25 protein-coding genes are annotated in these 25,955 nt (G+C 71.1%); 14 read left to right on the top strand and 11 right to left on the bottom strand.

Annotated elements, in window-relative coordinates; all coding sequences use genetic code 11:
* Positions 1 to 4 precede the first annotated feature (4 nt).
* The 4 genes from VMS22_18035 to thiE are packed head-to-tail and all read right to left on the bottom strand — an operon-like array spanning position 5 to position 4,250.
* Entirely contained in the window at positions 5 to 919 is a 915-nt protein-coding gene (locus VMS22_18035; GenBank protein ID HXJ35935.1) for a hypothetical protein, read from the bottom strand.
* Complete coding sequence (gene egtB / locus VMS22_18040) at positions 903 to 3,164, bottom strand: ergothioneine biosynthesis protein EgtB (protein ID HXJ35936.1); 2,262 nt, start codon at positions 3,162 to 3,164, stop codon at positions 903 to 905. Before egtB ends, VMS22_18035 begins: the two co-directional genes overlap by 17 nt.
* Complete coding sequence (locus VMS22_18045; protein HXJ35937.1) at positions 3,161 to 3,574, bottom strand: HIT family protein; 414 nt, start codon at positions 3,572 to 3,574, stop codon at positions 3,161 to 3,163. Before VMS22_18045 ends, egtB begins: the two co-directional genes overlap by 4 nt.
* Positions 3,575 to 3,617: 43 nt before the next feature.
* Positions 3,618 to 4,250, bottom strand: coding sequence for a thiamine phosphate synthase (gene thiE / locus VMS22_18050; protein ID HXJ35938.1), 633 nt, complete (start codon positions 4,248 to 4,250; stop codon positions 3,618 to 3,620).
* On the opposite strand from thiE, the gene VMS22_18055 reads away from it, so the two are divergent.
* A complete protein-coding gene (locus VMS22_18055) occupies positions 4,249 to 5,466 on the top strand; it encodes an acyl-CoA dehydrogenase family protein (GenBank protein HXJ35939.1) in 1,218 nt (405 codons plus the stop codon). The genes thiE and VMS22_18055 overlap by 2 nt on opposite strands.
* A 173-nt stretch (positions 5,467 to 5,639) precedes the next feature.
* Here the strand turns inward: VMS22_18055 and VMS22_18060 are convergent, their stop codons facing one another.
* Positions 5,640 to 5,810, bottom strand: a complete 171-nt coding sequence (locus tag VMS22_18060) for a hypothetical protein (protein HXJ35940.1) — start codon at positions 5,808 to 5,810, stop codon at positions 5,640 to 5,642.
* 78 nt (positions 5,811 to 5,888) lie between these two features.
* Entirely contained in the window at positions 5,889 to 6,731 is an 843-nt protein-coding gene (locus tag VMS22_18065) for a transglutaminase-like domain-containing protein (GenBank protein HXJ35941.1), read from the bottom strand.
* Between the two features lie 202 nt (positions 6,732 to 6,933).
* Here VMS22_18065 and VMS22_18070 point away from each other — a divergent pair, with 202 nt between their 5' ends.
* The 8 genes from VMS22_18070 to VMS22_18105 are packed head-to-tail and all read left to right on the top strand — an operon-like array spanning position 6,934 to position 13,351.
* The gene (locus VMS22_18070) at positions 6,934 to 7,437 is read left to right on the top strand and encodes a hypothetical protein (protein ID HXJ35942.1); all 504 of its coding nucleotides are present in this window, start codon (positions 6,934 to 6,936) and stop codon (positions 7,435 to 7,437) included.
* Positions 7,437 to 8,600 (top strand): lipid-transfer protein, encoded by a 1,164-nt coding sequence (locus VMS22_18075; GenBank protein HXJ35943.1) that lies wholly within the window; start codon positions 7,437 to 7,439, stop codon positions 8,598 to 8,600. Before VMS22_18070 ends, VMS22_18075 begins: the two co-directional genes overlap by 1 nt.
* A gap of 3 nt (positions 8,601 to 8,603) precedes the next feature.
* Positions 8,604 to 9,017 carry an OB-fold domain-containing protein gene (locus tag VMS22_18080; protein ID HXJ35944.1) on the top strand — a complete coding sequence of 138 codons (414 nt, stop codon included), beginning with the start codon at positions 8,604 to 8,606 and terminating at the stop codon, positions 9,015 to 9,017.
* A complete protein-coding gene (locus VMS22_18085; protein ID HXJ35945.1) occupies positions 9,002 to 9,901 on the top strand; it encodes an ROK family protein in 900 nt (299 codons plus the stop codon). Before VMS22_18080 ends, VMS22_18085 begins: the two co-directional genes overlap by 16 nt.
* The gene (locus VMS22_18090) at positions 9,898 to 11,166 is read left to right on the top strand and encodes a hypothetical protein (GenBank protein ID HXJ35946.1); all 1,269 of its coding nucleotides are present in this window, start codon (positions 9,898 to 9,900) and stop codon (positions 11,164 to 11,166) included. The genes VMS22_18085 and VMS22_18090 overlap by 4 nt, the downstream gene beginning before the upstream one ends.
* Positions 11,167 to 11,188: 22 nt before the next feature.
* The gene (locus VMS22_18095) at positions 11,189 to 11,992 is read left to right on the top strand and encodes an enoyl-CoA hydratase-related protein (GenBank protein ID HXJ35947.1); all 804 of its coding nucleotides are present in this window, start codon (positions 11,189 to 11,191) and stop codon (positions 11,990 to 11,992) included.
* 46 nt (positions 11,993 to 12,038) lie between these two features.
* A complete protein-coding gene (locus VMS22_18100; protein HXJ35948.1) occupies positions 12,039 to 12,626 on the top strand; it encodes an HD domain-containing protein in 588 nt (195 codons plus the stop codon).
* Positions 12,623 to 13,351, top strand: a complete 729-nt coding sequence (locus VMS22_18105; GenBank protein ID HXJ35949.1) for an MBL fold metallo-hydrolase — start codon at positions 12,623 to 12,625, stop codon at positions 13,349 to 13,351. Before VMS22_18100 ends, VMS22_18105 begins: the two co-directional genes overlap by 4 nt.
* A gap of 1 nt (position 13,352) precedes the next feature.
* On the opposite strand, the gene VMS22_18110 is transcribed toward VMS22_18105, so the two are convergent.
* A complete protein-coding gene (locus VMS22_18110; protein HXJ35950.1) occupies positions 13,353 to 14,003 on the bottom strand; it encodes a Rieske (2Fe-2S) protein in 651 nt (216 codons plus the stop codon).
* Positions 14,004 to 14,070: 67 nt separating this feature from the next.
* Here VMS22_18110 and VMS22_18115 point away from each other — a divergent pair, with 67 nt between their 5' ends.
* Together VMS22_18115 and VMS22_18120 are read left to right on the top strand one after the other, a co-directional pair.
* Positions 14,071 to 15,024 (top strand): alpha/beta hydrolase, encoded by a 954-nt coding sequence (locus tag VMS22_18115; GenBank protein ID HXJ35951.1) that lies wholly within the window; start codon positions 14,071 to 14,073, stop codon positions 15,022 to 15,024.
* Complete coding sequence (locus VMS22_18120; protein ID HXJ35952.1) at positions 15,021 to 15,365, top strand: translation initiation factor; 345 nt, start codon at positions 15,021 to 15,023, stop codon at positions 15,363 to 15,365. The genes VMS22_18115 and VMS22_18120 overlap by 4 nt, the downstream gene beginning before the upstream one ends.
* A 3-nt stretch (positions 15,366 to 15,368) precedes the next feature.
* Here VMS22_18120 and VMS22_18125 read toward each other — a convergent pair whose 3' ends face one another.
* A complete protein-coding gene (locus tag VMS22_18125) occupies positions 15,369 to 16,880 on the bottom strand; it encodes a SagB/ThcOx family dehydrogenase (protein ID HXJ35953.1) in 1,512 nt (503 codons plus the stop codon).
* 256 nt (positions 16,881 to 17,136) lie between these two features.
* Between VMS22_18125 and VMS22_18130 the strand changes: the two genes are divergently transcribed.
* A complete protein-coding gene (locus VMS22_18130) occupies positions 17,137 to 18,438 on the top strand; it encodes a hypothetical protein (protein ID HXJ35954.1) in 1,302 nt (433 codons plus the stop codon).
* Positions 18,439 to 18,585: 147 nt separating this feature from the next.
* Positions 18,586 to 19,782 carry a lipid-transfer protein gene (locus tag VMS22_18135; GenBank protein HXJ35955.1) on the top strand — a complete coding sequence of 399 codons (1,197 nt, stop codon included), beginning with the start codon at positions 18,586 to 18,588 and terminating at the stop codon, positions 19,780 to 19,782.
* A 178-nt stretch (positions 19,783 to 19,960) separates the two neighbouring features.
* Here the strand turns inward: VMS22_18135 and VMS22_18140 are convergent, their stop codons facing one another.
* Complete coding sequence (locus tag VMS22_18140; GenBank protein HXJ35956.1) at positions 19,961 to 21,811, bottom strand: hypothetical protein; 1,851 nt, start codon at positions 21,809 to 21,811, stop codon at positions 19,961 to 19,963.
* A gap of 430 nt (positions 21,812 to 22,241) precedes the next feature.
* Between VMS22_18140 and VMS22_18145 the strand changes: the two genes are divergently transcribed.
* Positions 22,242 to 23,057, top strand: a complete 816-nt coding sequence (locus VMS22_18145; protein ID HXJ35957.1) for an outer membrane lipoprotein-sorting protein — start codon at positions 22,242 to 22,244, stop codon at positions 23,055 to 23,057.
* A gap of 74 nt (positions 23,058 to 23,131) precedes the next feature.
* Here the strand turns inward: VMS22_18145 and VMS22_18150 are convergent, their stop codons facing one another.
* A complete protein-coding gene (locus VMS22_18150) occupies positions 23,132 to 24,580 on the bottom strand; it encodes a S53 family peptidase (protein HXJ35958.1) in 1,449 nt (482 codons plus the stop codon).
* 31 nt (positions 24,581 to 24,611) lie between these two features.
* Entirely contained in the window at positions 24,612 to 25,766 is a 1,155-nt protein-coding gene (locus tag VMS22_18155; GenBank protein ID HXJ35959.1) for a DJ-1/PfpI family protein, read from the bottom strand.
* Positions 25,767 to 25,955 lie beyond the last annotated feature (189 nt).

The raw sequence follows: 25,955 nt of genomic DNA on the forward strand, positions 1-25,955 counted from the left end.
CCGCCTACGGTGCCGGCGGCGGATCGGCAAGCGAGATCGGCGCCAGGTCGTTCGGTCCGTCGGAGCAGAGGACGGCCGCCAGGTCGCGGAGCTGGCGGCGGCCGACGTCGATCTCGAACATGCCGCCGAGGTAGACGGCGATGCCGCGCTCTGCGCAGCGGGCGGCCGCCGCCAGCATCTCGAGGACCCCGCCCATGCGTGCGGGCTTGAGATTCACGGCCGCGGGCGCGACGCCGGCGAGCGCGGCGGCGGTCGTGATCGGCCCATCGAGGGCGAGCCATGGATGCATCGCCTCCGGCCACGGCTCGGCGGGATCCTCGTGCAGGACGCCGGGCATCGCCTCCATCGCACGCGCGAACGCGGTGTGGTCGCCCGCGCCCTTCCAGTCGAGGATCGCGACCCGTCCGAGCGCGCCGAGCCCGCGCCACACCGTGTCGGCCCAGGCGGGGTCGGCGTCGACCTTCAGCTCGGCTGCCGGACGGCGCTCGGCTTCGGCGACCGGATCGTCCGTTCGTGCGAAGGACACCACGTGACGGACGGGCCTCGGTGTCACGCCGGCGAGCGCGCCCAGCGTCGTCGCGCGCTGGCGCAGCGCGAGCTCGATTGCCGCCATCTCGAACGCGGCGCGATCGTACGGCGCGTCGATCGTGGCGCGCAGCCGTTCGGACAGCTCGCCGAGACGGCAGGCGCGCCGTCCGACCCGCGCCACGCCGGCGCGGAAGGCGGCATGTGCCTCGTCCGTCCAGCCGACGTGCTCGCCCGCGCCTTCGCGTCCCGCGCCGGCGAGGGTCACGATCGAGGTCGGGCGAGCGCCGCCGTAGGACGGGACGGGCACGGCGCGCGAGACGCAGGACGCACCGTCGATCACCACCGGGAGGTTCGCGAGCGCCTCGTGCAGGCGCTCAGCAGTCGCTGGCACAGCGAAAGCCCGCGAAGATCTGGCGTCGCTCGGGAAGATCCCAGTTGCGGAACGTGTTGCGCGCGACCAGCGCCTGCGTCGCCCACGAGCCCCCGCGCAGCACCTTGTAGCCGCGCCCGAAGTGGGTCGCCGAGTACTCGGGGTAGGGGAACACCTCGAATCCGGGGTAGGGAGCGAAGTCGCTCGACGTCCACTCCCACACGCAGCCGAGCATCTGATGGCAGCCGAAGTAGCTGACGCCGCGCGGGTAGGCGCCGATCGCGGCCGGGGCGAAGCACGTCTGGCCCAGGTTCGCGTGCTCGTGCGTCGGCGGCGTGTCGCCCCACGGGTAGCGGCGCGCGACCAGGCTCTCGAGATCCCACGCGGCCGCCTTCTCCCACTCGGCTTCGGTCGGGAGGCGCCTTCCCGCCCAGCGCGCGTAGGCGTTCGCCTCGTGCCAGCACACGTGCACGACCGGCTGGTCGCGCAGGAGCGGCTCGACGCGGCCGAATGCCCGCTCGGTCCATCCGCCGTCGGGCGATCGATCCCAGCCGGCCGGATGCGCCACACGTGCGCGCTGGAGCCAGGCCCATCCCTCGTCCGTCCACAGCGAGCGCCTCGCGTACCCGCCGTCCTCGACGAAGCGCAGGTAGGTGCCGTTGGTCACCGGTGCGACGTCGATGCGGAAGGCCGGCAGGTGGACCTCGTGCGCCGGCCGCTCGTTGTCGTAGGCGAGCGTCCGGTCGTCGGTGCCCATCATGAACGGGCCCTCCGGGACGTACGTCTGCCACGCCTCGCTCACCTGGACGCGCGCCGCGAGGGGTCCCTCGCGCCGGGCCGGCTCGTACCCGATCTGCGCGATCTGGATCGTCTGCAGGATCGTCTCGGTGTGCTGCGCCTCGTGCTGCGCCAGCATCGCGTGCACGAAGCCGCCGTGCAGTAGCGGATCGCCGGGCGCGAAGGTCGCCGCGTCGATCGCGGCCAGGGTCTCGGCCCGTACGCCGCTCAAGTACGAGAGCGCCCCGGTGCGGCCCAGGAGCGGAAGGTCGCCGCGCGTCGAGCGCGCATGCGCGACGGCGTCGTAGCAGTGGTCGCGCTGGCGCGCAGCGTCGTCGCGCCGCCGCTCGGGCCGGTGGGCGCGGCGGACCCACTGCTCCTCGAAGTTCGCAATGTGCCCCAGGTCCCACACGATGGGGCTCATGAGGGGGCTCCACTGGCGGGTGAGGGCAGCCTCGCCCAGCGGCGCGATCAGCTCGAGCGTCCGTGCGCGCGCGTCCGCGAGCAGGCGCGAAGCGACGACGCGGGGATGCGGGGGCGCCGGTCGCGAACGGCGGCGGAAGAGCAGCAGCGCGAAGGCGGCGTCCTCGGTCGCGAACGTCCGCACGAGATCGAGCCCGCGCCGCGCCGCCAGCATCGCGACGTCCGGCGCGTGGAACTTCGTGCTGATCTCCGTCATCACCAGCTCGCCCGGTCGGATCTCGAACGTGCGCGCGTGGTCGGCGAGCGTGATCGTGGCGCCGCGCGTGAAGCGCGCATAGATCTCGATGCGAGTCTGGGCCGCGTTGTACCAGGCGACGTGCTCGACGCTGTCGAGGTCGATCGTCGTGCCGAGGTCGCGGTTCATGCGTACGAGGAGGTTCCTCGTGAAGCGCTCCGTGACGCCCGCCCGGTCGTTGTACGCGGCCTCGAGCGTGCGCGCATCCTTCACGAGGTCGATGCCGAGCAGAAGGTGGTCGCCCGCCTCGAGCGCACCGGCGACGGCCGTGAAGAGCTCGTCCTGCTCGGGGGGATTCAGGTTGCCGATGCTGCTGCCGAGAAAGCAGAGCGTGGTCGGCGAGAAGGCGCCCAGGCGCGCGAACGCCTGCTCGTAGGTGGCGCACAGCGGCTCGACGGCGAGCCGCGGGAACTCGCGTTCCAGCTCGAGTGCCGCGGTCTCGAGCACGTCGCCGCAGATGTCGACGGGGACGTAGCGGGCGGTTGCGCCGCCGGCGGGCCAGGCGCGCAGCAGGTGCCGGGTCTTGGTGGCCGTGCCGGCGCCGAGCTCGACCAGCGTCGAGGGACCGGCGAGGGAGCGGATCTCGTGCGCGTGGGCCACGAGCAGGGCCGCCTCGGCGCGCGTCAGGTAGTACTCGGGCTGCCGTGTGATGTCGTCGAAGAGCCGGCTGCCCTCCGCGTCGTAGAGGTAGCGGCAGGACAGCCACCGCGGCATGTCTCCGAGGCCGCGGACGACGGACTGCGCAAAGGCGGCGCGGGCGACGCTGCTCACCCGATCGCCTTTCGGATCTCCTGCCCCACCTCCGCCACCGACCGGCGGGCCCCCGCTTTGAAGATCGTGTGGACGCTGCCGGCGCCGTCCCCGGGCCAGCGCGGGACGATGTGCACATGCACGTGCGGGATCGTCTGGCCGGTCGCCGCACCGTTGTTGACGCCGATCGTGCTGCCGTCGGCCCGCACCGCCTTCCGTACCGGACCGGCGAGCCGGCGCACGGCGCGAAAGAGGCCCTCGGCGTCGGCCGGCGTCATCTCCTCGATCGTGGCGACGTGCGAGCGCGGCACGACGACCGTGTGACCGTCGGCGAGCGGCGTGATGTCGAGGAAGGCCACGCTGTGCTCGTCGCGCGCGACGATCTCCGCCGGGATCTCTCCCGCGACGATGCGGCAGAAGATACACGACATGGGCGGACGCCTAGCCGGCTCTCAGGGGTGGGTCAATGTCCTATCAGCGGAGCGCGGCGAGCAGGTCTCGCGTCGCCGCGGCGGGGTCGCCGGCGGCGAGGATCGCGCGCACGACGGCGATGCCATGTGCCCCGGCGTTCCGCGCCGCCGCAGCACGACCCACGTCGAGACCGCCGATCGCGATCACGGGAGCACGGGCGGCGGCGACGGCCTGACGCAACTGGGCCATCCCCTGAGGCGCGCCGAAGGCTCGCTTCGACGGCGTATCGTGAACGGGCCCGAAGAAGAGGAAGTCCGCGGTCGACACACGCACCTCGTCCAGGCCGTGCGTCGACTGCCCGATCTGCATTCCGGCGGGGAGCAGCGCGCGCGCGACGTCGACCGGAAGCGACGCGCCGCCCACGTGGACGCCGTCGGCTTCGACCGCGACCGCGACGTCGACGCGATCGTTCACGTAGAGAAGCGCGCCCGCGCTGCGGGTCGCGGCGCGCAGGCGCTCGGCGATCGCGTGGATCTCGCGGCCGGGCAGGTCCTTGTCGCGGAGATGCACGGCAGGGAGGCCGGCGCCCAGCGCGCGCGTCACGACGTCCACGAGGTTGCGCCCGGCGGTCGCATGCCGGTCGGTCACCAGGACGAGGTTGGGGATACGCCCGATCGTGCTATGCGTGGCCGCCATGAGCTTCGAAGTCCCGTCGCACGTGCGTCCGATCCGGGAGAAGGTACGCCGCTTCATCGAGGAGCGCATCTATCCCGTCGAGGGAGTGATCGACGCCGGTGGCGACGAGGGCCGCGCGATCATGTTGCGGCTCATGGCCCAGGCGAAGGCCGACGGCCTGTGGGCGCTCGGCCATCCGAAGGAGATCGGCGGCGGCGGGCTTCCGTTCCTCGACTACGTCTACGTGAACGAGGTCGTGGGACGCGCCGAGCACGCGATGGTCGCGCTCGGGACGCATTCGCTCCAGGACTCGATCATGCTGAACCTGTACGCGTCGCCCGAGTGGCGGGAGCGCTACCTGCGCCCGCTGGTCGCAGGCGAGATCTTCCCGAGCTTCGCGATGACCGAGCCCGACGTCGCCAGCTCGGACCCGACCCAGCTCAAGACCTCGGCCGTCCTCGACGGCGACCAGTGGGTGATCCGCGGCCGCAAGTGGTTCACGACCGGCGCCAACCGGGCCGCGTACACGACGGTCATGGTGCGCACCGAGCCCGATGCGCCGCCGCACCGCGCCTACAGCATGATCATCGTTCCGACCGGCACGCCGGGCTACGAGATCGTGCGTGAGACGCCCGTGCTCGGCATGCTCGGCGGTCACTGCGAGGTCGCCTACGACGACGTGCGGGTCCCCAAGGCGAACCTCCTCGGGGAGCGCGGCCAGGGCTTCCTCATCGCGCAGCAGCGCCTGGGGCCGGGGCGGATCTTCCACTGCATGCGCTGGCTCGGGCAGGCCCAGCGCGCCTTCGATCTCATGTGCGAGCGGGCCAACTCGCGGGTCGCGTTCGGCGAGCCGCTGGCGAAGAAGCAGTCGATCCAGAACATGATCTTCGACACCGCCGCCGAGATCCAGGCGTGTCGCCTGCTGACGCTCGACGCCGCGCACAAGATCGATCAGGGCGACCCGGCACGCATCGAGATCGGCATCATCAAGGTCGTGGGCGCGCACATGCTGCACCAGGCGATCGACCGGGCGATCCAGGTGCACGGCGCCAAGGGTGTCACGTCGGACACGCCGCTCGAGCGCATGTATCGCAACGCCCGGTTCGCGCGCATCTACGACGGCCCCGACGAGGTGCACCGCATGACGGTCGCCCGCCTGCTGCTGCGCGCCTACCAGGACGGTGGGCGCGTCGACTTCGGGAAGCCGAGCCAAGACTCCGTCTTGGCTCGGGGCTAGGACGCGAGGGTGTAGCGTCGGTGGTACGCGCGACCGGCATGCCGCGGCCGGCGAAGCCGGCGCGGCAGCGCAGGCACGCGCGAGGAGGGAACCGCGGCACACGGGTGCCGCAGCGTGCGCTCAGGGCAGGGCTCTCGACCGGTTGCACTCTCGCGTCCGGTCGCGACCCGAGACTAGGTCTTGGGTCGGTCCAGTGCCCACCAGGTCGCGACGACCACCGCCGTCGCGATCTCCCGGGCGGCCCAGTCGTCCTCGCCCTCCGCGTCGTCGAACACGACCCACTGGGGCTCGTTCGCGATCTCCGCTGCGAGCCGGTTCTCCTCGCCCTCGCGCCGCTCCGCCATGCTGAACCTCCTCGACGCCCGGAGCGAAGGTACTCTCCGACCGGGCGGGCCTCAACGACGCGGCGCGCTGTCGCGCGGTCAGTGGAGCGTCGGGGCGTCGTCCAGCAGGCGGGAGAGGCGCGTGCGGATCTGCTCCACGTCGTCCGCCTCGGGCGCGATCTCGAGATAGCGACGGAAGTCGGTCGCAGCCGCGGCGGCGCAGCCGAGCCGCTCGTACAGGAAGCCGCGCGTGCGGATCTCGTCGGCGCCCTGCGGCGTCATGACCAGGAGGAGGTCGACGGCGAGCAGCGCCTGCGCGTCCTGGTCGCGCTCGAGGTAGATGCGCAGGAGGTTGCGGAGCATACGACCCAGCATCGCGCGGGACGTGGTGCTGGAGAGGAACTCCTCCGGAACCGTCTCGAACGTCGGGCCGCGATTCGCCTCCGCGAGGCCGCGCAGGCGCTCCAGGAGCTCCTCCTCCCCCACGCGCTGTCCGCCGTGGAAGGGATCGAGCAGGAGCGGGGGCCCGCTGCGTGAGGGCACGCGGACGAGGAAGTGCCCGGGGAAACCAACGCCCTCGAGTTTGACGCCGACCCGGCGGCCGACCTCGATCAGGACGATCGAGAGCGTGATCGGGATGCCGAGGCGGCGCGCGAGGACGTCGTTCAGGAAGCTGTTGCGGGCATCGTAGTAGTCGTCGGCGTTGCCCTTGAAGCCGCACTCGCCGAACAGATACCGCGCCACGGCGAGCGCCCGGTCGACCGGCGTCGCCGTCGGCATCAGGCGCGGCCGGACGGCGTCGGCCAGACGGTCCAGCTCCGCGAGCGCCGGCTCGGGGTCGAGGTCCGGGTATGCGATCCGCGCGATCTCGAGGGCTCCGCGCGCGAGATCGCAGCGCGGGCTCTGGACGATCTCGGCGAATCGACTGCGCAGCGTGTTCACGACAATCCGGCTCGACGATCGAGCGTCACGACACTAGCCAGGATGCCCCGGGGGCGGCAAGCGCGCGTGCATCGGCAGACGGCATGCGCCTTGCTCGACGCGCCCGACGCACGCGCGAGGCCGGGGCGCTCGACTCTTGCGTTGACGAGCCCGTGGGCGGCTGGGGTAGAAGTCGGGACGACAGCAACGGAGGAGGGGCTCCATGGCCGTGGATCGGTTCCGTTTCGTGGCTTCGCTGGCAGCGATCGCGCTGTCGGCGGGCCTGGCATCGGCGCACAAGGAGCGCCCGATCGCCTCCCCGGTGCGGCCGGGGCCGGTCCCCGACCTCAATCGCCCGTGCGCTCAGACCAACATCGTCTGCAAGGCCTCGTCGAAGCCCACCAAAGCGCAGCTCGACGCGATCAAGCAGGACATCGTCTCCTCGAGCGGCCCGGCGCTCGAGGCCGCGAAGGCCGCGCTGGCGGCGTGGAAGCTCAACTCCAAGCTCTTCCGCAAGTGCCACGATCCCTTCCACACGATCGACGGCATCCAGATCGTCCAGGTGCGCTCGAACGGGACCGTCGTCGCGAAGGTGCGCGGCAAGGCGATCGCCGGCGCGATCGGCAGCGACGTCGTGTCGGCGACGGTGCGCGTCGGCGACGGCGAAGAGTCCTGCAGCTCGAGCGGCACCTCGTCGCTCAAGTGCAAGAAGTACGCGCGGCTCTAGTGTCGCTCAAGGACAAAGCCGCCATCGTCGGGATCGGGCAGCTCCCGTTCTCGAAGAACATCGGCAAACCCGAGGAGGTGACCGCCCTCGAAGCGACCAAGATCGCGCTCGAAGACGCGGGGCTGCGGCCCTCGGACATCGACGGCATGGTCAAGTGGAGCATCCAGACCACCGCCGAGAACGTCATCGCTCGCAACCTCGGCGTCCCGAACCTGCGCTTCTTCGGCGAGGTGGGCTACGGCGGCGGAGGAGGGTGCGGGACGATCGGCCACGCCGCAGCCGCGATCGCCGCCGGCATGGCCCGCTGCGTGCTCATCTACCGGTCGCGGAACCGCGGCTCGGGCGGGCGGCCCTGGGCCGGGACGTCGCGCGAGCGCGATCTCTCGCAGGCCGAGGGCAACGAGACCGCCTTCTACGCGCCGTACGGCTTCGTGCGGCCGGTCGACCAGGTGGCGATGTTCGCGCGCCGTTTCCTGCACGAGCGCGGCTACACGACGCGGCATCTCGGCTGGATCGCGGTCTCGACCCGCAAGCACGCGAGCCGGAACCCGTTCGCGATGATGCGCGAGCCGATCACGCTCGACGATCACGCGAACGCGCGGCTCATCTCGGATCCGCTGCGGCTGCTCGACAACTGCCTCGAGACCGACGGCGCCGCCGCGGTGATCGTCGCCGAGGCGGGGCTCGCGCGGAACTGCAAGCAGAAGCCGGCGTGGATCACGGCGGCCTCGCAGGGCATGGGCCCGCGCAACTTCACGATGAACAACTTCTTCAAGAATCCCTTCCTCGAGTCGCCCGGGGCGCACGCGGCGACGGCCCTGTGGGCGATGGCGGGCGTCGGCCCGAAGGACGTCGACGTGGCCCAGCTCTACGACGCGTTCACGCCGCTCGTGCTCGCCTCGCTCGAGGAGTACGGCTTTTGCAAGCCGGGCGAGGCGGGCGCGTTCGTCGAGGACGGCGGCCTCGAGGTGGGCGGCCGGCTGCCCAACAACACGAGCGGCGGCAGCCTCTCGGAGGCCTACGTGCACGGTATCAACCTCATCATCGAGGCGACGCGCCAGATCCGCGGCATCTCGTGCAACCAGGTTCCCGGCGCGAAGCTCTCCCTCGCGACCAGCGGCAACATGGTGCCGACGGGCGCGATCCTCCTGCGGGGCGACTAGGGCATGAGCGAAGCGACGGCGGACGTCGAGCGCCGCACCGGCGGCGAATGGTGGCTTCCCTACTGGGCCGCGGGTCGCGCGCGCGAGCTGCGCTTCCAGCGCTGCAGCGCGTGCAAGGCCTGGCGGCACCCGCCGGGCCCGATGTGTCCCTCGTGCCTGTCGCTCGAGTCGGAGTGGGCGACGGCGAGCGGCCGCGCGACGCTCCTCTCGTGGGTGGTCGTCCACCCGCCCGTGCTGCCGGCGTGGAAGGACCGGACGCCGTTCGTGGTCGTGCTGGTCGAGTGCGAGGAGGGCGTGCGCACCATGGGCAACCTCCTCGGCGCGACCGCGGCGGATCTGCGCATGGACATGCCGATGGCGGTCGACTTCGCGCCGTCGCCCGACGGCGACCTCGTGCCCCAGTGGCGGCCGGCGTAGGGCGCTACGTCGGGATCGACGTCGGCGGGACGAAGATCGAGGGCGTCGTCCTCGGCGAGGATCTCGCGGAGATCGCGCGGCGCCGCGTGCCGACCGAGCGCGAGAAGGGCTACGAGCGCGTCGTCGGGCGCATCGCGGATCTCGTCGCGGAGCTCCGTGCGAGCGCACCCGACTGCCGGCGCGTCGGGATCGGGACGCCGGGCTCGCTGTCGGCGCGCGACCGGACGCTCAAGAACTCGAACACCACGTGCTTGAACGGCCGGCCGCTCCACGCCGATCTCGAGCGGCGCATCGGTCTCGAGGTGGTGATGGAGAACGACGCCAACTGCTTCGCGCTGGCCGAGGTCCGCGCGGGGGCCGCACGCGGCGCGCGGCTGGCGTTCGGCGTCATCCTGGGGACGGGCGTGGGTGGCGGCATCGTCGTCGACGGCCGCGTGTGGACGGGGCCGCAGCACGTGGCCGGCGAGTGGGGCCACCATCGCATCGCCGACGACGGACCCGACTGCTACTGCGGGCAGCGCGGCTGCGTCGAGACCTTCCTGTCCGGGCCGGCGCTCGAGCGGAGCTACCGCCACGCGGGCGGAGACGGCTGCGGCGCGGCCGAGGTGGCGCGCCGCGCCGAGTCCGGCGAGGCGCGCGCGGCGGGCGTCCTCCATCGCTACGTCGATCGCTTCGGCCGTGCGCTGGCGAACGTGATCAACATTCTCGATCCCGACGTGGTCGTGCTGGGGGGCGGCCTGTCGAACCTCGCGTGTCTGTACGGCGCCGGCATCGAGGCCGTGCGCGGCTACGTTTTCAACGACGAGCTCCGCACGCGCATCGTGCGTCACGGCCTCGGCGACGCCGCGGGCGGGCTCGGCGCGGCGCTGCTCACCGTGCCATGAGCGAGCGCGCCGTCGGGTGGCTGATCGTCGCGACGGCGGGCGTGCTGACGGCGTGGCGGGCGCCCATGTATCTCACCGAGCCCAGCTTCTGGGCCGAGGAGGGGCAGTTCTTCTTCCCGTTCGCGTGGAGCCGTCCCTGGCTCGACGCGCTCGTGCAGCGGCCGGTCGTCTACCTCCACCTCTACTGCAACGTGGCGACGCTCGCGGCGGCGAAGCTTGCGGCGGGCGGGCTCATCGCGCTCGAATCGGCACCGCGCGTGACCGCGTGCGCGGGGCTCGCGGCGCAGCTCGTTCCGATGGCGATCATCGCGTTCGGGCGGGCGCCGGAGTGGGACGGAACGTTCCGGCGCGTGGTCGCGGCCGCGCTCGTGCTGCTCGTCCCGCGCACGGGCGGGATCTGGCTCAACAGCGTGACGACGCAGAGCTACCTGGCGCTGGCGGCGTGGCTGCTCGTGCTCGAGCCGCCGCAGGTCCGCGGAGGCCGCGCCACCGCCTACGCCGCGCTCATCACCGTGTGCGGGCTCACCGGCCCGGCGGCGGCCTTCGCGGCGCCGCTCTACGTCTGGCGCGCCTGGCGCGCGCGGACGGCGGCCGCGACGTCGCAGGCGGGCATCATGGTCGCCTGCGCCGTCCTGCAGGTGGTCTCGTTCCTCTGGTTCTTCGGCGCCTCGCTTCCGGGACGCGGCGAGGGCTTCGGCGTGCTCGTGCTCGCGGCCATCGTGTGGAAGCGCGTGTTCGTCGCCTCGACGCTCGGGCTCGCTGCGAGCGAGCGCTTCCGGACGTTGGTCGGCGGAGACACACTCGCGACGCTCGTGCTCCTCGCCGGTGCAGTCGCGGTGATCGTGTGGCTCGCCGCTGGTCTGCCGCGCGAGCGCAGGCCGTGGCTGCCGGGCGCGTTCGTGCTCGCGACCGCCTCGCTCTTCGGCGCCATCGGCGATGCCCCGCGCCTCTACGCGCAGACCGAGGCGAACCAGCGCTACTTCCTGGCGCCGGCGGCGCTGTTCCTGCTGCTCGTGCTGGTCGGGATCCGGCGCGAGGCGCGCCCGCGCTCGCTCGTGTGCGCGGCACTGCTCGCGACGGCGCTCGCGACCAGCGCCCCCGGGTGGCGGGCCGGCGTCTGGTGGCGGCCGACGTGGCCGCGCTGGGCCGACGAGGTGCGGAGGTGGGAGCAGGATCCGCGAGCGGCGCTGCGCATCTGGCCGCTCGGATGGACGACGCGGCTCGTACCGCGTCCCGTGCCGCGCCGTCCATGGTTGACCCCATGACCCGCGCCGGCTAGCCGCACGCATGCCTTTCGTTCTCGTCGAGAAGCCACGGCCGCACGTCGGCGTGATCGTCATGAACCGGCCGGAGCGCATGAACGCGATGTCGTTCGATACCGTGGCGCCGCTCTACGAGGCGATCGACTTCGTCGGACGCGACAACGACACGTGGGTCGTCGTGCTGACCGGCGCCGGCAGGGGATTCTGCTCGGGGCTCGACCTGGAGGACCACGGCGTGCCGCCGGGCTGCGACGGCCTGCCGATGTCGCGCATCGCCATCCGGGCGATGGAATACATGTCGAACCTGGTCCCGGCGCTGCGCGCCATCCCGCAGCCGGTCCTCGCGGCGGTGAACGGTCCGGCGTATGGCGGCGGCCTCTGTCTCGCGCTCGGCGCGGACGTACGGATCGCCGGGACGTCGGCGTCGTTCCGGAGCGCCGGCATCACGAACGGGCTCACGGGGACCGAGCTCGGCGTCTCCTGGCTCCTGCCGCGCGCCATCGGTGCCGCGCACGCGTCGGACGTGATCCTCACCGCGCGCGAGGTCGACGCCGCCGAGGCGCTCCGCCTGGGGCTGGTCTCCCGCGTCGTCGCCGACGATGCGCTGCGCGAGGCGGTGCTCGATCTCGCCTCCACCATGTGCGGCTACAGCCCGCACGGCCTCGCGATGACGAAGAAGGTGCTGTGGTCGAACCTGGAGACGGGCAGCCTCGAAGCCGCGATCGATCTCGAGAACCGCAACCAGCTCCTCGTGCGCATGACGACCCAGAACCTGCAGGAGGCGATCACGGCCCGGAAGCAGAGGCGCCCGCCACGCTTCGAGGACTGACGCCGGCGGCCTTGTACCGGGTCGCCGCGTGCGACAGGAGGACGACATGAGCGACTCATCCCCCGCCCGGGCGCGGTTCGCGAGCATGGAGGCGAGCACCGCCGACGACTGGGCCGTCATCAGCTCGTACTTCCCGGGCTTCGCGCAGGGCTTGCCCGATCGGATCCTCTCGCACCTGCGTCTGCTCGGCGGTGACTTCGGCGGCTTCGCGGTCGATCGCCTGACGCACTCGCTGCAGACGGCGACGCTCGCGCACCGCGACGGCCGCGACGAGGAGTACGTCGTGTGCGCGCTCCTGCACGACATCGGCGACACGCTCGGCACCTACAACCACGCCGACATCGCCGCCGCGATCGTGAAGCCCTTCGTGTCGGCCGAGAACCATTGGATGGTCGAGAAGCACGCCGTCTTCCAGGGCTACTACTTCTTCCATCACATCGGCCTCGATCGGAACCTTCGCGACGCGTTCCGCGACCATCCCGGCTTCGAGCGCACCGCGGAGTTCTGCGCCAAGTACGACGGGCCCGCCTTCGACGCGCGCGGCGAGACCCTCCCACTGTCGTTCTTCGAGCCGATGGTGGGGCGCGTATTCGCCGCGCCCAAGCGATCGCTCTACGTGGAGGCTCCTGAATGAACAGCACCATCACCGAGATCGCGCCGGACACGTACCGCATCTCGACGTTCCATCCCGGCTACAAGATGCAGTTCAACCAGTTCCTCGTGAAGGACGAGGAGCCGCTCCTGTTCCACACCGCCTTCCGGAAGATGTTCGACGTCACGCGCGAGGCGGTGGCGAAGGTCGTCGACCCGGCGAAGCTGCGCTGGATCGGCTTCAGCCACTTCGAGCCCGACGAGTGCGGGGCCTTGAATCAGTACCTCGACGTCGCGCCGCGCGCGCAGGCGGTGTGCAGCTTCGTCGGCAAGATCGTGATGCTGGATGACTACGCCGACCGCGAGCCGCGCGCCCTCGCCGACGGCGAGGTGCTGGCGACGGGACGGCACCGCCTGCGCTTCCTCGCGACCCCGCAGGTGCCGCACGGCTGGGACGCGGGTCTCCTCTTCGACGAGACGGAGCGCACGCTCTTCTGCTCGGACCTCTTCTTCCACGCCGGCGATCCGGCGCCGACGGCGACCGACATCGTCGGTCCGGCGATGGAGTCGGTCGTGAGGGGACTCTCGGGTCCCATGGCGAAGGACATGCCGTACACGCCCTACACAGACGCGACGCTGCGCCGCCTCGCCGCCCTCGAGCCGCGCACGCTCGCCACCATGCACGGCTCGTCGTTCGCCGGCGACGGCGGCCGCGCCGTGCTGGACCTGGCGCGCGTGCTGGCGGACGCGCTCGGGAACGCGAAGTAGCTCAGGCGGCCGGCAGCGCCGGCGCGTCGCCGTCGACGCGCCGGCCGGTCCGCACGTCGAACCGGTAGCCGTGCCAGGGGCACGTGACGCAGCCGTCCTCGACGGCGGCGCCGTCGAGCGGTCCGCCCAGGTGCGGACACACCGACGAGAAGCGGACGGGCGCGCCGCCGACCACGGCCTCGCACGTCGTGCGCGCCAGTCGGCCGTCCACGAAGGCCTGCCGGCGGATCATCATGGCCTCGTCCTGATCCCAGAGCAGCGTGTAGAGGCCGACGTAGAGGCGCCCGACGCTCTCGACGCTCGACGGCTTGACGCGGGGCAGGAGGAACTCGACGTGGACGTTCGTCGCGTGGTCGGCGACCGGCGCGAGCGTCGTCACGATGTCGCTGCCCGTGCCCGGGCCGTCCACCGTGCGGCTGTGATAGACGAGGTTCGCGCGGTCGATGGCGACGTCGATCACGAAGGGCGTCGGATCGCCGCGCACCGACAGCTCGGCGCGGAAGCCGCCGGACGACTCGTCCAGCAACCGGACGTGCCCGAACGACTCGCGGTGGAGCCACGGCAGGTGCTCCCAGTCGAGCACGTTCTCCCAGATGCGCTCGAGGGAGGCACGGATCGTGCGATCGTAGACGGCGACCCTGGTCGGCGACATCGCCAGGTCTGCCTACGTCGCGGACGCGCTTGGCGTCAACCGGAACGCGTGCGATGAAGGCGGCCGCATGACCGCGTTCACGAACGAGATCGTCGAGTCGAACGGCATCCGCATGGCGGTGCGCGACGAGGGGCAGGGGCCGGCCGTCGTCCTCTGCCACGGCTTTCCCGAGCTCGCCTACTCGTGGCGCCACCAGATCGCGGCCCTCGCGGCCGCGGGCTTTCGCGCCATCGCCCCCGACCAGCGCGGGTACGGCGGCACCGATCGCCCGGCCGACGTCGCCGCCTACGACATCCATCATCTGACCGGCGATCTCGTCGGCCTCCTCGACGCCCTCGGCATCGAGCGGGCCGTGTTCGCCGGGCACGACTGGGGCGGCCTCGTCGTGTGGATGATGCCACTGCTGCATCCGACCCGGACGGCGGGCGTGATCGGCGTCAACACGCCGTACTTCCCGCGCTCGTTCATGGCACCCGTTGAGCTGATGCGGCAGGCGTTCGGCGACAACCACTACATCGTGCACTTCCAGCAGCCGGGCGTCGCCGATGCCGCCCTCGCGCGCGACGTGCGCAAGGTATTCACCGCGCTCGGACGCCGCGGCGTGCCCATCGCCGAGGTCGAGGCCGCGATCGTGGCGGCGGGCGGCATGCGCAACCTGGTGGACGTGATCGAGCAGGGCCCGACGCTCGGCGAGCCGCTCTTCTCCGAGGAGGACCTGGACACGTACGTGCGGACGTTCGAGCGCACCGGCTTCACCGGCGGCATCAACTGGTATCGCAACATGGACCGGAACTGGGCGACCACCCCGCAGCTCGACGGCGCGCGCATCGAGGTGCCGTCGCTCATGGTGACGGCCGAATGGGATCCGGTGCTGCGCGCCGAGATGGCCGAGCCCATGCGCGCGTCGGTCGCCGATCTCGAGATCCACATGATCCGCGCCTGCGGCCACTGGACGCAGCAGGAGCGGCCCGACGAGCTGAGCCGCATCATGGTCGACTGGCTGCGCCGCCGATTCGCATGAGCAAGCTCGGCGATCTCCTGCGAGACAGGGGCGTGACGGTCGGTGACCCGCCTCCCGCTCCGCCGGCCGCGCCGGCAGCCGAGCAGATCGACTTCGGTGGCGCCCAGAAGATCGTGCTCCGCCGTGAGAAGAAGGGGCGCGGCGGCAAGACGGCGACGGTGGTCGAGGGCATCCGGGTGTCGCCGTCGGCGCTCGAGCGGATCGCACGCGATCTCCGGCGCGCGCTCGGCTGCGGCGCCACGGTCGAGGGCAGCACGATCGTCGTGCAGGGCGACATGGCGGCGCGCATCGAGCCGTGGCTCGCCGCCCGCGGCGCGAAGAAGATCGTGATCGGGAGCTGAGGGCTACGCCGGTCGCTGCGCGCGACCGCGGCGGCCGACGGCGACGTGGAACATGACGCTCTTGCCGGCGGCGTGCGGCGAGAAGAACGACGTGACGTCGTCGTCGAAGAACGTGAGGCCGGTCGCGCCCAGCCCGAGCGCATACGCCGCCAGGTACGTGCGACCGCCGGCGATCGCCGCCTCGAGCTGCGCCACGCGATAGCCACGATCGCCGAGGCGCGCGAAGACCGCGTGCAGGTCGACGAGCCAGTACAGGGACGCTGCGGCGTCGGCGGGAAGATCCTGGCCGAGGCCGAGGAAGCCGGCCTCCCGGCGAAAGTCCCCGCGGCGAAGCAGCTCCATTGCCGATCCATCCGCAGCGACGGCGTAGGCGCCCGCCTCGAGGCCGTCGACCGCGTTCACGATCGCATAGCACGCGGGCGGCGCATGGACGTCGAGCGGCGCCGAGCGACTCGACGCATGGAGGACGGTCGCGAGCGCCTCCATGGGAATCGGCGCGAGCGGGAAACGGCGCGTGGACCCGCGGCGCAGAATCACGGCTTCGATCGGCTCCGGGACGACCGACGCCGCAAGCGGCGCGAGCGCGATCGCACCCCGATGCGAATCGATCGCCGGCGTCCCCGCCGCCCGCCAGGCCCGCACGGCGTCGGGGGCCGGCAGGCTCGACGCATCGTGCGCCGCGCGCAGGATCGGATATTCGATCTCCTCGGGCGATAGTGGGAGCGTCGCGAGGTCGAGACGCGCGAGCGCTGGGGGATCCGGCGGCGTCGTACCGCCGGACCCGAGCGCGATCACCGCGAGCGGGACCTCACGCGCCGGGTCCAGCTCGAGGAGCTGCGTCACCGCCTCGTCGACGAAGCCCGTGACCACCTCGGCGGGTATCCCGAGCGCCGCGGCCGCGGCGAGCAGGTTCGCCACCAGCGTGCCAGCGTCCCAGAACGCGTGCCGGTAGGTGCGCGTCCGGTACTTCCACGCGTTGCGCCAGAAGGTGCTGGTGAGGACGAGAAGGGTGGGCGCCGCGATCACGTGCGGCTCGTCGGCGGTCGCACGTGCGAGACGGCCGCGCTGATCGCCGTCGCGCAGGCGCCGCAGCGCGAAGTCGTGCGGCCCGAAGTGATAGACGCCGGCCGCGAGGTCGCCCAGGTCCCCGCATGCGACGTAGACGTCCACGTGGTAGAGCGCGCCCGTGCACGCCGCGGCACGGTAGAAGACCTCACCGCCGGGATGCGTCCGCCGGCGCACGACGCCGGCGCTGAAGTAGAGAAGGTGCGCCAGGCGGGCCAGGTCGAGCGAGGTCGCGACCGGTGCCGGCACGCCGGCGATCGCGTCGAGCGCCGGCCGCTGCGAGCCGGGCAGCTCCGTCGGAAGCGGGATCGTGTCGAGGTCCGGGTAGACTTTGAAGGGGCGAGGTTGGTTATCCCAATCGAGGTAGTGCGGCTGTGCTCGCAGGCTGGCGACCGAATGCTTGCTGCGCTCGTGGTAGTCGCGGAGCGTCGTGCCGTCGTCGTTCGGCATGACCGACCTCTATCACCGATGCGCGACGACGACACGGCGCGGCGGTGAAGTTCGACGCAGAAACCACTGGTCGCGCGCTCACCGCATCTGGTATGCCTTCCTCACCGGAGGGGGTCCGATGCAGCAGCGCCGCAGCGACCGCAGTCGCGCACCGCCGTCGTGCGGATGGTGAGCCCGACGTGGCGCGCCGCGTCCCGTGGACCGAGCGGCGCGCATCTCGAGGTACGGCCTCCTACCACCTCACGGGAGGACTCCCATGCGACACGAGCAGACGGCCCCGTACCGTCGACCGAAGAGATTCCGGAGCCGTCGTGGATTCGCGCTCTACGAGACCCTGCTCGCGCTCTCGTTCCTGGTCGGGACCCTGATCGCCGTCTCGGCCACGCCGCCCGCACACGCCGTCACGTGCGGCAACGGCACGGTCGAGACGGGAGAGGACTGCGATCCGCCCGGAAGCCAGTGCGTCGGCGGTTCGCCCTCGGGCGTGTTCACGTGTGCGATCGATTGCCAGTGCACGTGCGGCAACGGCGTCGTCGATCCGGGCGAGCAGTGCGATGCGAGCTCGCCGAGCGGCGCGCTGTGTCTCGCCGGTCCGTGCACGAACACGTGCGCCTGCCCGACGACGACCACGACCACCTCGACGAGCACGATCACCACGTCCAGCTCCACGACCACCTCGACCAGCACCACCACGTCGACGACCGTGATCCAGGACCCGGACCACTACCAGTGCTACGAGGCGAAGCCGAAGTTCTTCGCGCCGAGGACCGTGACCGTGCAGGACCAGTTCGGGACGCTCTCCGCGACGATTCGCTTCCCGCACCGGCTCTGCAACCCGGTCAACAAGAACAACGAGGGGATCATCGATCCCACCGAGCATCTGACCGGCTACAAGGCGAAGGCAGCGTTCAGCAAGCGGCTCGGCCAGGTCGTCGTCGATCAGTTCGGACAGCTGACCCTCGACGTGACCCGCCCGGTCCTCCTCATGCTGCCGACGTCGAAGGACGGCGTCGCGGCGGTTCCGCCGCCGGTCGACCACTTCATGTGCTACAAGGTGCGGAAGACGCGAGGGGCACCGAAGTTCACGCCCGTCACGGTGAACGTCGCCGATCAGTTCCAGACGGTCACCGAGACCTTGCTCAAGCCAGTGCACCTCTGCGCGCCAGCGAGCAAGAACAACGAGAATCCCGACGCGCCGAACCACACCGGGCATCTCCTCTGCTACAAATCCAAGTCCGCGATCGCGTTCGGCACCGAGGCGCACAACATCGCCAACCAGTTCGGCCTCGATCAGCTCACGATCATCCACCGCCGTGAGCTGTGCGTTCCGGCGCTGAAGAACCCGCCGCCGACCACCACCAGCACGTCGACGAGCACGACGTCCACGAGCACGTCGACCAGCACCAGCACCTCGACCACGACCAGCACGGTGACCACGACCAGCACCGTGACCACCACGGTCACACCCACGACCACGACCTCGACCACGACGTCGACGACGCTCTACGGCTCGCCGAGCCGCGCGTTCGTCGATCGCGTCGCTTCGCTCCTCGACTGAGGCGCCGCGCGTTCGGGGGGTGCGGGCATGGGCCCGCACCCCCCGGCGTCGTTGCGAGCGCTCTTGTCACGAACGCGCCGGCCCCATAGAAGATGTGAGTTTGCCACTCACCCGCGGCCGGACGGCCGCGCAGAAGGAGCGCTCTACATGGGTCGGAAGGTGTTCGTCGTCGGCGTCGGCATGACCAAGTTCGAGAAGCCGTTCTCGAAGGCCTGGGACTACCCGGACATGGCGAAGGAGGCCGGCGAGAAGGCGCTCGCCGATGCAGGCATCCCGTATTCGGAGATCCAGCAGGCCGCCGTCGGCTACTGCTACGGCGACTCGACCGCCGGCCAGCGTGCGGTCTACCAGCTCGGCTGCACCGGCATCCCGGTCTACAACGTCAACAACAACTGCTCGACCGGCTCGACGGCGCTCTTCATGGCCAAGCAGTTCGTCGAGGGTGGCCTCGCCGACTGCGTGCTCGCGCTCGGGTTCGAGAAGATGGAGAAGGGCTCGCTCGGCGCCAAGTTCATGGATCGCACCAACCCCATGGACAAGCAGCTCCAGGTGATGGTCGACCTCCGCGGCTTCGAGACGGCGCCGCCCACGGCGCAGTTCTTCGGCAACGCCGGTCGCGAGCACATGGAGAAGTACGGCACGCGCCCCGAGGCCTTCGCCAAGATCGGTCACAAGAACCACAAGCACTCGGTGAACAACCCGTATTCGCAGTTCCAGCAGGAGTACACGCTCGACGACATCCTGAAGGCGCCCATGGTGTTCGACCCGCTGACGAAGCTCCAGTGCTGCCCGACCTCGGACGGCGCCGGCGCGGCGATCCTCGCGAGCGAGGACTTCGTCAAGAAGCACAACCTGCAGAAGCAGGCGGTCGAGATCGCCGGCATGGCCATGACGACGGACTTCTCGAGCACGTTCGACGCGAAGAGCTGCATCAAGCTGATCGGCCAGGACATGACCGCCGCCGCGGCGCGCAAGGTCTACGAGCAGTCGGGCCTCGGGCCCGAGAACGTCGACGTGATCGAGCTGCACGACTGCTTCTCGACCAACGAGCTCGTGACCTACGAGGGCCTCGGGCTGTGTCCGGAGGGCAAGGGCGGCGAGCTCATCGAGTCGGGCGCCGTCACGTATGGCGGCAAGTGGGTCGTGAACCCGTCCGGCGGTCTCATCTCGAAGGGCCACCCGCTCGGCGCCACCGGGCTCGCGCAGTGCGCGGAGCTCAACTGGCAGCTACGCGGCGAGGCCGAGAAACGCCAGGTGAAGGGCGCGAAGGTCGCGCTGCAGCACAACCTGGGTCTCGGCGGTGCGGCGGTCGTGACGATGTACCGCAAGCCCGACGCGGCCTGACGCCGCGGCGCCTCGTCGACCACGGGGTCGCTCCTCGAGCGTCACGAGCACGTCGTGACCATCGATCGGGTACTGGAACCGGTCGTTCGGGAGTTTGAGCGCCTCGAGGTCGAGCAGCAGGGTCTGGTTCACGATCGCGAAGCTGGTCATGCCCTGAGATGCCGTCCGGCCGCGGCCGTCATCCGAGATCGGCCTCGATGTCCGACACGAGCGCGCCGATCGACGTCGCGCAGGTCGGGGTGATCCGCTTCTTTGCGCGCTTCGCATGGCTGGCGGCGCCCGCCTCGTGCGACGCGGACTCGAGCTTCACCCGCGCCTTTCTGACGAGCCGCACCTGCTTCTTTCCGCTCGCGCCGAGCGCGCGCCCGAGGAGACGGTCGGCCGCCAACAGCTTCGCGTCGAGCGCGTGCATGACCGGCGCGGGCACAGGATCGGCGCAAAGGGCGCCTGACGTCGCCGCCTCGATCCGGCATCGCGCGCGCCCGATCCCGGCGAGGCCGTCGCACGCGGCGCCGCCCGGCAGGGTGGTGGTCGTGGTGGCACCCGGCAGCGTCGTCGAGGTCGTCGTCTCGCCCCCGGGCGGGGGCGAATCGGCGAAACGTTGGATGCGCGTGTTGTTGTAGTCCGCCACGTAGACTGCGCCGTCGGCGTCGGCGGCGATGCCACCCCCGGCCTGCTCGTTGATCTCGCCGCCGAGCGTGCCGTAGGCGCCGGCCTGGCAGTCGGCGATCGCGGCGCAGATCTCGTAGCCCGTGCCCGAGTCCCCCGGATGGCCGCTCTGGATGACGTCCTTGCCCCACGCGGCGATGAAGGTGCCCGAGGCGTCGAAGACCTGGATGCGCTCGTGGTTCTTGTCGTTGGCATAGACACGGTTCGCGCCGTCGACGGCGACGCCGTAGACACCGTTGAACTCACCGCCGGCGGTACCGAGGCTGCTGACGACTCCGCCCTGGCAGTCGGCCGAGACGGTGCATACCTCGTAGCCGGTCCCCGTGTCGCCCGGCTTCCCGCTCTGGATCACGTCCTTGCCCCACGCGGCGACGAAGTGCCCGTCGGGGCCGAACCTTTGCACGCGCGACGTGAGATCACCGACATACACGTTGTTGCTCGTGTCGATGCCGAGCGTACCGAACGGGCTGTCCATCGTGCCGCCCCACTTGCCGCCGGTGTCCGCCGAAGAGCTGCCCGCCTGGCAGTCGGCCGCCGTGGTGCAGACCTCGAAGCCCGCGCCCGTGTCACCCGGCTTGCCGCTCTGCACCACGTTCTTGCCCCAGGCGCGCTCGAAGTTTCCGTTCGCGTCGAATTTCTGGATGCGGTCGTTACTGTAGTCGGCGACGTAGACGTGATCGGTCGAGTCGATCCCGATGCCGTCCGCTCCGTAGAACTCACCGCCGAGGGCGCCCGCCGAAGCGCCCTGGCAATTGGCCGACACGCTGCACACCTCGAAGCCGGTCCCGCCGCCCTTGTCGACGTCCTTCCCCCACACGGCGATGAAGTGCCCGTCGGCGCCGAGCTTCGTCACGCGGTCGTCGCCCGCCACGTAGACGTTGCCCTGCGAATCGGTCGCGACGGCCAGGGGCGTGCCGTACCCGCCGCCGATACCCGTGTGCGAGCTCGACTTGCAGTCCGCGGCGGCAGTGCAGATCTCGTATGTCCCCGGGCTCCCGCTGACGACGCCCTCGCCCCACGCGGCGACGAAAGTCCCGTCGGCGAGGAACTTCTCGACGCGGCCGCCGCCCACCTCGGCCACGTAGACCTCGCCGGCGCGCCCCGTCCCGACCCCGATCGGGCCGTTGAGGCTCCCGCCCGCGAAGCCGGACAGGGTCCCCTGCTTGCAGCTCGCCGCCGTCGTGCAGACCTCGTAGCCGGTGCCGGGATCCGAGGCGTCGACGTCGAATCCCCACGTCCGTTCGAAGACCCCCGACGCCGACCACGCGGGCACGGCGGCCGTGACGACGGCGACGAGCCCGACGGCAATCGCACGACGATCCGGTAGGGAGGTCTTCGTAGAGCCGAGCCTACAAAACATGTCACGGTGTCGCCAAGTGGAGTGGATCGCCCCGACCGGGCGCGGCATCGGCCCGAAGCGACGAGGCCCTGTTCGCCGCCACCATGCTGCACGACTACGCGTTCTCGGTTCTCACCACGCTCGAGGGCCGCTGCTTCACGCTCGCGGGTGCCGAGGTCGCGGCGCGCGTCCTCGCCGCCTCCCCCCTCGCGCCCGTGCTGCGGCACGACGTGCTCGCGCGCGTGGAGGTCGATCCGCGCGGCATCGAACGGGTGATCGAGCAGCATCCCAGCCACCGGTTCAACGCGCGCGGCGAGCCGCTCCTGCGCGCGCGCCCACCGGGTTCCCGAATGTCGCTCTGCCGCGCTCTTCACGGCCGGCCCGCACGCGGGCGGGACGCTCTGCCGTTGGCCCTTGTCTTTGCGCGCACGGCCATGCTAGCCGCGCCCCCATGCATGCCACCCGGATCGCGCTCGCCCTCCTCCTGCTCGCCTTTCGGGCGCCCCTTCCCGCCGCGGCCGACGACGGTGCCGCCGTCATCAAGCAGATGCAGGCCGCGCTCGAGCCCGAGCGCTCGACCCTTCGGTCGATGACCCTGAGCGTGACCGGGACCGATGGATCGTCGACGCCGATCACCCTGGGCGAGGCCCGCGGCGTCGTCGCGGGCACGCCGCGCATCCTGGCCGTCGTACTGGCGCCGCCGTCTCTCCGCGGAACCGCGTATCTGATCCAGCACGGCGGTCCGGGCACGCAGGACGTCCAGTGGGTGTGGCTGCCCGCCATCGGCCGGGTGCGGAAGATCGTCTCGCCCGAGGCGTTCACCGCGTTCCTCAACTCGGACTTCAACTACGCCGATCTCGGTTTCGTCAGCATAGGCTCGCAGTTCAGCTCGCTGGGCGACGCCGAGCACGACGGCGTCAAGTGCCAGCAGGTCCAGGCGGTTCCGAAGGAGACGTGGGCGTACGCGCGCACCGTCACCTGCGTCGCGAAGGACTCGCATCTGCCGGTCGACCGCCAGATCTACGACCCGGCGAACGGTCTCTGGAAGGTCCAGAAGTGGAGCCGTCCCGAGACGATCGACGGCGTCCCCTCGATCCGGAAGGTGTCGATGGAGGACGTCCAGATGAAGTCACGCACCGACATCGTGGTCGGTGCCGTGCGCTATGGGCTCCCCATTCCCGAGTCACTGTTCGACCCGGCGGGACTCGGCAAGGTCGCCGACGCCTCCATCTGGGGTACGCTCTCGGTGGCCGCGCCGCCGAACTGACGTCACGCTGCCGGACAAGTCCATGAGATCGATCCTACGGACGGTTGACGTCGACTGCGGGGCGGGCTGACGGCTCAGAACGCGCCGAACAGCGCCGAGCCGATCGGCGTGCCCCACCCGGTCGCGAGGTCGTAGCCCGGCTTCGCCGGAAAGCCCTTTGCCAGCGAGGTGTCCGTGGAGCCGCTGGTGATGTCGTGGAACACGGCGGTGCCGCCGTTCATCTGCGCGTCGCCGAGGCGGTACAGCGTCGGGTTGAGGAGGCCCAGGCGCTGCCCGCCCTGCTGATTCAGCATCGCCGCGATCCCCGCCCATGCGGGCGCGGCCGCGCTCGTCCCTTCGGCGCAGCACAGGATCCGTCCGTTCCGCGGGATCGGATAGACGCCCGAGGCCGGCAGCGAGACGTCGGGCACCGTGCGCGTCGCGCTCCCCATCTGCCAGCTCGGCCGCGGCGTCTTGCTGCGGCCGCCGCCGCTGGCCATGCTCGGCTCCTGCCAGACGACCTCGGTGCCGTAGGTGGACGCGTCGGCTGGATCGATCGGCGTGGGCGACGTCCCACCCACGGCGGTGACGAACGGCGACGAGACGAACGGACCGACGCCACGCTTCTTCTTCGGCTGCACGACGACGAGCGCGCCGAAGTCGCCCGACGCGATGAGCACCGTCTGTCCCTGGGTGGCCGCCTGCTTGAAGAGCTTCGCGCACTGCTTGATCGCCGCCTTCGTCCGCTTCGACGCGATCAGCTCGAGCGAGAGGCTGATCACGGGAACGTCCGTCCGGTTGACGAGGGCCTTCAAGGCATCGACGACCGTGCCCTGCGTGATCGACAGGGTGATGGCGGCGCCCGGCGCGACCGCACCCGACCAGCTGACGTCGAGGACCGATTCCAGCCGGTCCAAGTCGTCGAGGTTCGGTCCCGGCGTCCCGATCTGCTCGAGATCGAGAGCAGGCAGGCCGTAGAAGGTGCGGAACGCATCGATGTCCGTCGGGTCGACCGGCGCCGTGCCGACGATCCCGATGCGCTGCCCGGTGCCGTCGATGCCGCCGTCCTGCAGCGTCGCCAGGTCGAAGAAGCCCGCGTACTCCTGCGGTGAGAAGCTGAAGACGCCCCCCGTGTCGGTGTTCGGGCGCAGCGCGACGTCGTGCCGGATGGGGAGCCGTTGCTGGAGGTCGATCACGCCGTCGACCAGCAACGCGATCGATGCCGGGACGGGTCCGGGTCGAGCACCGACGCATTCGACCTGCTGCCGTCCCTTGGGCCGCCTGATGGCGCAGCCTTCCGAGCGCAGCCAGCGCTCGACGCGCCTGAGGTCGGCCGGCGCTGCCCCGAAGCGGTGTCCGAACTCGCTGGGTGTGATCCACCGATGGTACTCGGGGCTCGCGGGATCCTGCTGAGCGGCCAGGAGCGCGCGGAGCGTGCGCTCGCTGCGGCCGCGAACGGAGACGAGTGTTCGCTCGGATGCGGCGGCGGAGAAGGAAACGACGGAGGAGAGGAGGAGGGACGACCCGATCAGGCGGAGGAGCATCGGGCCCGGCTATCGGACGGGCATACGTGCGTCAATCTCCACGCGCGTCGGCGACGCGAGGATATTCGAGTTGCAAGGCGACGAAGGTCGCCGTCGGCGATCCGTAACGACCGGCGATCGCACGGAGCGCCGCATCGAGCACGGTGGCCGGACGTTCGCTCGGCACGGCGTCGAGGCGAACGTCGACGTGATCGCTCGTCGTCTCGTCTGGAACGATCGTCAGACCCCGCCGGGTCTGCAGCGGAGCACTATCCGCGGCGACGGCGAGCGCCCGAGAGCGATACGTGCGCGAGTACGCGTCGGCCGTGAGGGCCAGCGCGATTTCGTCGACGCCCGACGCGACGGGGATGCCGACGGTCTCGTGGCTCCAGAACGCCAGGGTGTTTCCGGCGGCGGTGAGCACGCTGCGGCGATCCAGGCGGAACGCATCGCTGTCGTGCGCCGCATCCCAGCGCTCGACGCCGATCTCGTGCGCGAGCGCCTCGGCAGGCGCCCGGCCGCCGATGGCCTCGACGATGGCGAGCGAGACCGGAATCGAGGCGGTGACGCCCGTCGTCGTCACCACGCCGCGGTCGGCGACGTAGCGGCGGTTGCGCGCCCACCGCATCCTGGGCTCCTCGTTGCGAAGGGCGGCGAGCTCGTACCAGTGCGTCGTCCCCGAGCGGCCACGCAGGAGGCCGGCGTGCGCCAGGACCCTGGCACCGGCGCAGATGCCGACGATGGTGGCGCCCTTGGCGGCCTGGCTCCGGATCCACGACGCCACCGTCGGATCGGAGGGGTCGTGCATCGCCGGCACGATCACGTAGTCCGCGCCGTCGGGATGGCGCGCGTCGAAGTCGGCGATCGTCGCGCCCGCGTCGAGCGTCAGTGCCGGCATGAGGTGCAGGCGACCGGGCTCGGTCGCGAGCGCGACGACCTCGGCGAGCCCGGAGGCGCGCAGCACGCCGTACGGCACGACGTAGTCGGTCGTCTCCGTGCCCCGATTGAGGCCGAGCACCGCGACGACGGGGACGGCGTGCTTTGGGGGCTTCAAGGCCGCGATGAGCGCCTGTTGCTCCTGCTCGGGGATCGCGGGTGGCGCGGCAGCCGCGTCGCGCGTGTCCGACGGCGGCAGCATGACGATCGCCGAGCCGGCGCCGAGCCCGGCCAGAAGGGCCCCCGTTGCGAGCAAGGTCCGCGCGCGCATCCATCGACGTTCTAGCGCGTCGTGATGACGAAGGCACCGACGGATCGCCCACGTCTTCGGCCACGCCGCGGCCGCGCTACAGGTTGAACGCCGCGCGCATGCTCTTCGCGACCCGCGCCCGTCCGAGATAGGTCGAGATGCCGAGCATCTCCTCGGTCGTGCGGAGGAGCGAGTAGTGGTTCACGAGCA

The organism is Candidatus Eisenbacteria bacterium (assembly GCA_035577985.1).
GTDB lineage: Bacteria > Desulfobacterota > Binatia > DP-6 > DP-6 > DATJZY01.

Bases quoted from the DNA above. Each gene is read 5' to 3' on its own strand.
- VMS22_18105 (HXJ35949.1), top strand. From the start codon at position 12,623: ATGAACAGCACCATCACCGAGATCGCGCCGGACACGTACCGCATCTCG.
- VMS22_18090 (HXJ35946.1), top strand. From the start codon at position 9,898: ATGAGCGAGCGCGCCGTCGGGTGGCTGATCGTCGCGACGGCGGGCGTG.
- VMS22_18130 (HXJ35954.1), top strand. From the start codon at position 17,137: ATGCGACACGAGCAGACGGCCCCGTACCGTCGACCGAAGAGATTCCGG.
- VMS22_18095 (HXJ35947.1), top strand. From the start codon at position 11,189: ATGCCTTTCGTTCTCGTCGAGAAGCCACGGCCGCACGTCGGCGTGATC.
- VMS22_18080 (HXJ35944.1), top strand. From the start codon at position 8,604: ATGAGCGAAGCGACGGCGGACGTCGAGCGCCGCACCGGCGGCGAATGG.
- VMS22_18140 (HXJ35956.1), bottom strand. From the start codon at position 21,811: ATGTTTTGTAGGCTCGGCTCTACGAAGACCTCCCTACCGGATCGTCGT.
- VMS22_18070 (HXJ35942.1), top strand. From the start codon at position 6,934: ATGGCCGTGGATCGGTTCCGTTTCGTGGCTTCGCTGGCAGCGATCGCG.
- VMS22_18110 (HXJ35950.1), bottom strand. From the start codon at position 14,003: ATGTCGCCGACCAGGGTCGCCGTCTACGATCGCACGATCCGTGCCTCC.
- VMS22_18120 (HXJ35952.1), top strand. From the start codon at position 15,021: ATGAGCAAGCTCGGCGATCTCCTGCGAGACAGGGGCGTGACGGTCGGT.
- thiE (HXJ35938.1), bottom strand. From the start codon at position 4,250: ATGGCGGCCACGCATAGCACGATCGGGCGTATCCCCAACCTCGTCCTG.
- VMS22_18155 (HXJ35959.1), bottom strand. From the start codon at position 25,766: ATGCGCGCGCGGACCTTGCTCGCAACGGGGGCCCTTCTGGCCGGGCTC.
- VMS22_18150 (HXJ35958.1), bottom strand. From the start codon at position 24,580: ATGCTCCTCCGCCTGATCGGGTCGTCCCTCCTCCTCTCCTCCGTCGTT.
- VMS22_18145 (HXJ35957.1), top strand. From the start codon at position 22,242: ATGCATGCCACCCGGATCGCGCTCGCCCTCCTCCTGCTCGCCTTTCGG.
- VMS22_18125 (HXJ35953.1), bottom strand. From the start codon at position 16,880: ATGCCGAACGACGACGGCACGACGCTCCGCGACTACCACGAGCGCAGC.
- VMS22_18100 (HXJ35948.1), top strand. From the start codon at position 12,039: ATGAGCGACTCATCCCCCGCCCGGGCGCGGTTCGCGAGCATGGAGGCG.
- VMS22_18115 (HXJ35951.1), top strand. From the start codon at position 14,071: ATGACCGCGTTCACGAACGAGATCGTCGAGTCGAACGGCATCCGCATG.
- VMS22_18060 (HXJ35940.1), bottom strand. From the start codon at position 5,810: ATGGCGGAGCGGCGCGAGGGCGAGGAGAACCGGCTCGCAGCGGAGATC.
- VMS22_18135 (HXJ35955.1), top strand. From the start codon at position 18,586: ATGGGTCGGAAGGTGTTCGTCGTCGGCGTCGGCATGACCAAGTTCGAG.
- VMS22_18055 (HXJ35939.1), top strand. From the start codon at position 4,249: ATGAGCTTCGAAGTCCCGTCGCACGTGCGTCCGATCCGGGAGAAGGTA.
- VMS22_18045 (HXJ35937.1), bottom strand. From the start codon at position 3,574: ATGTCGTGTATCTTCTGCCGCATCGTCGCGGGAGAGATCCCGGCGGAG.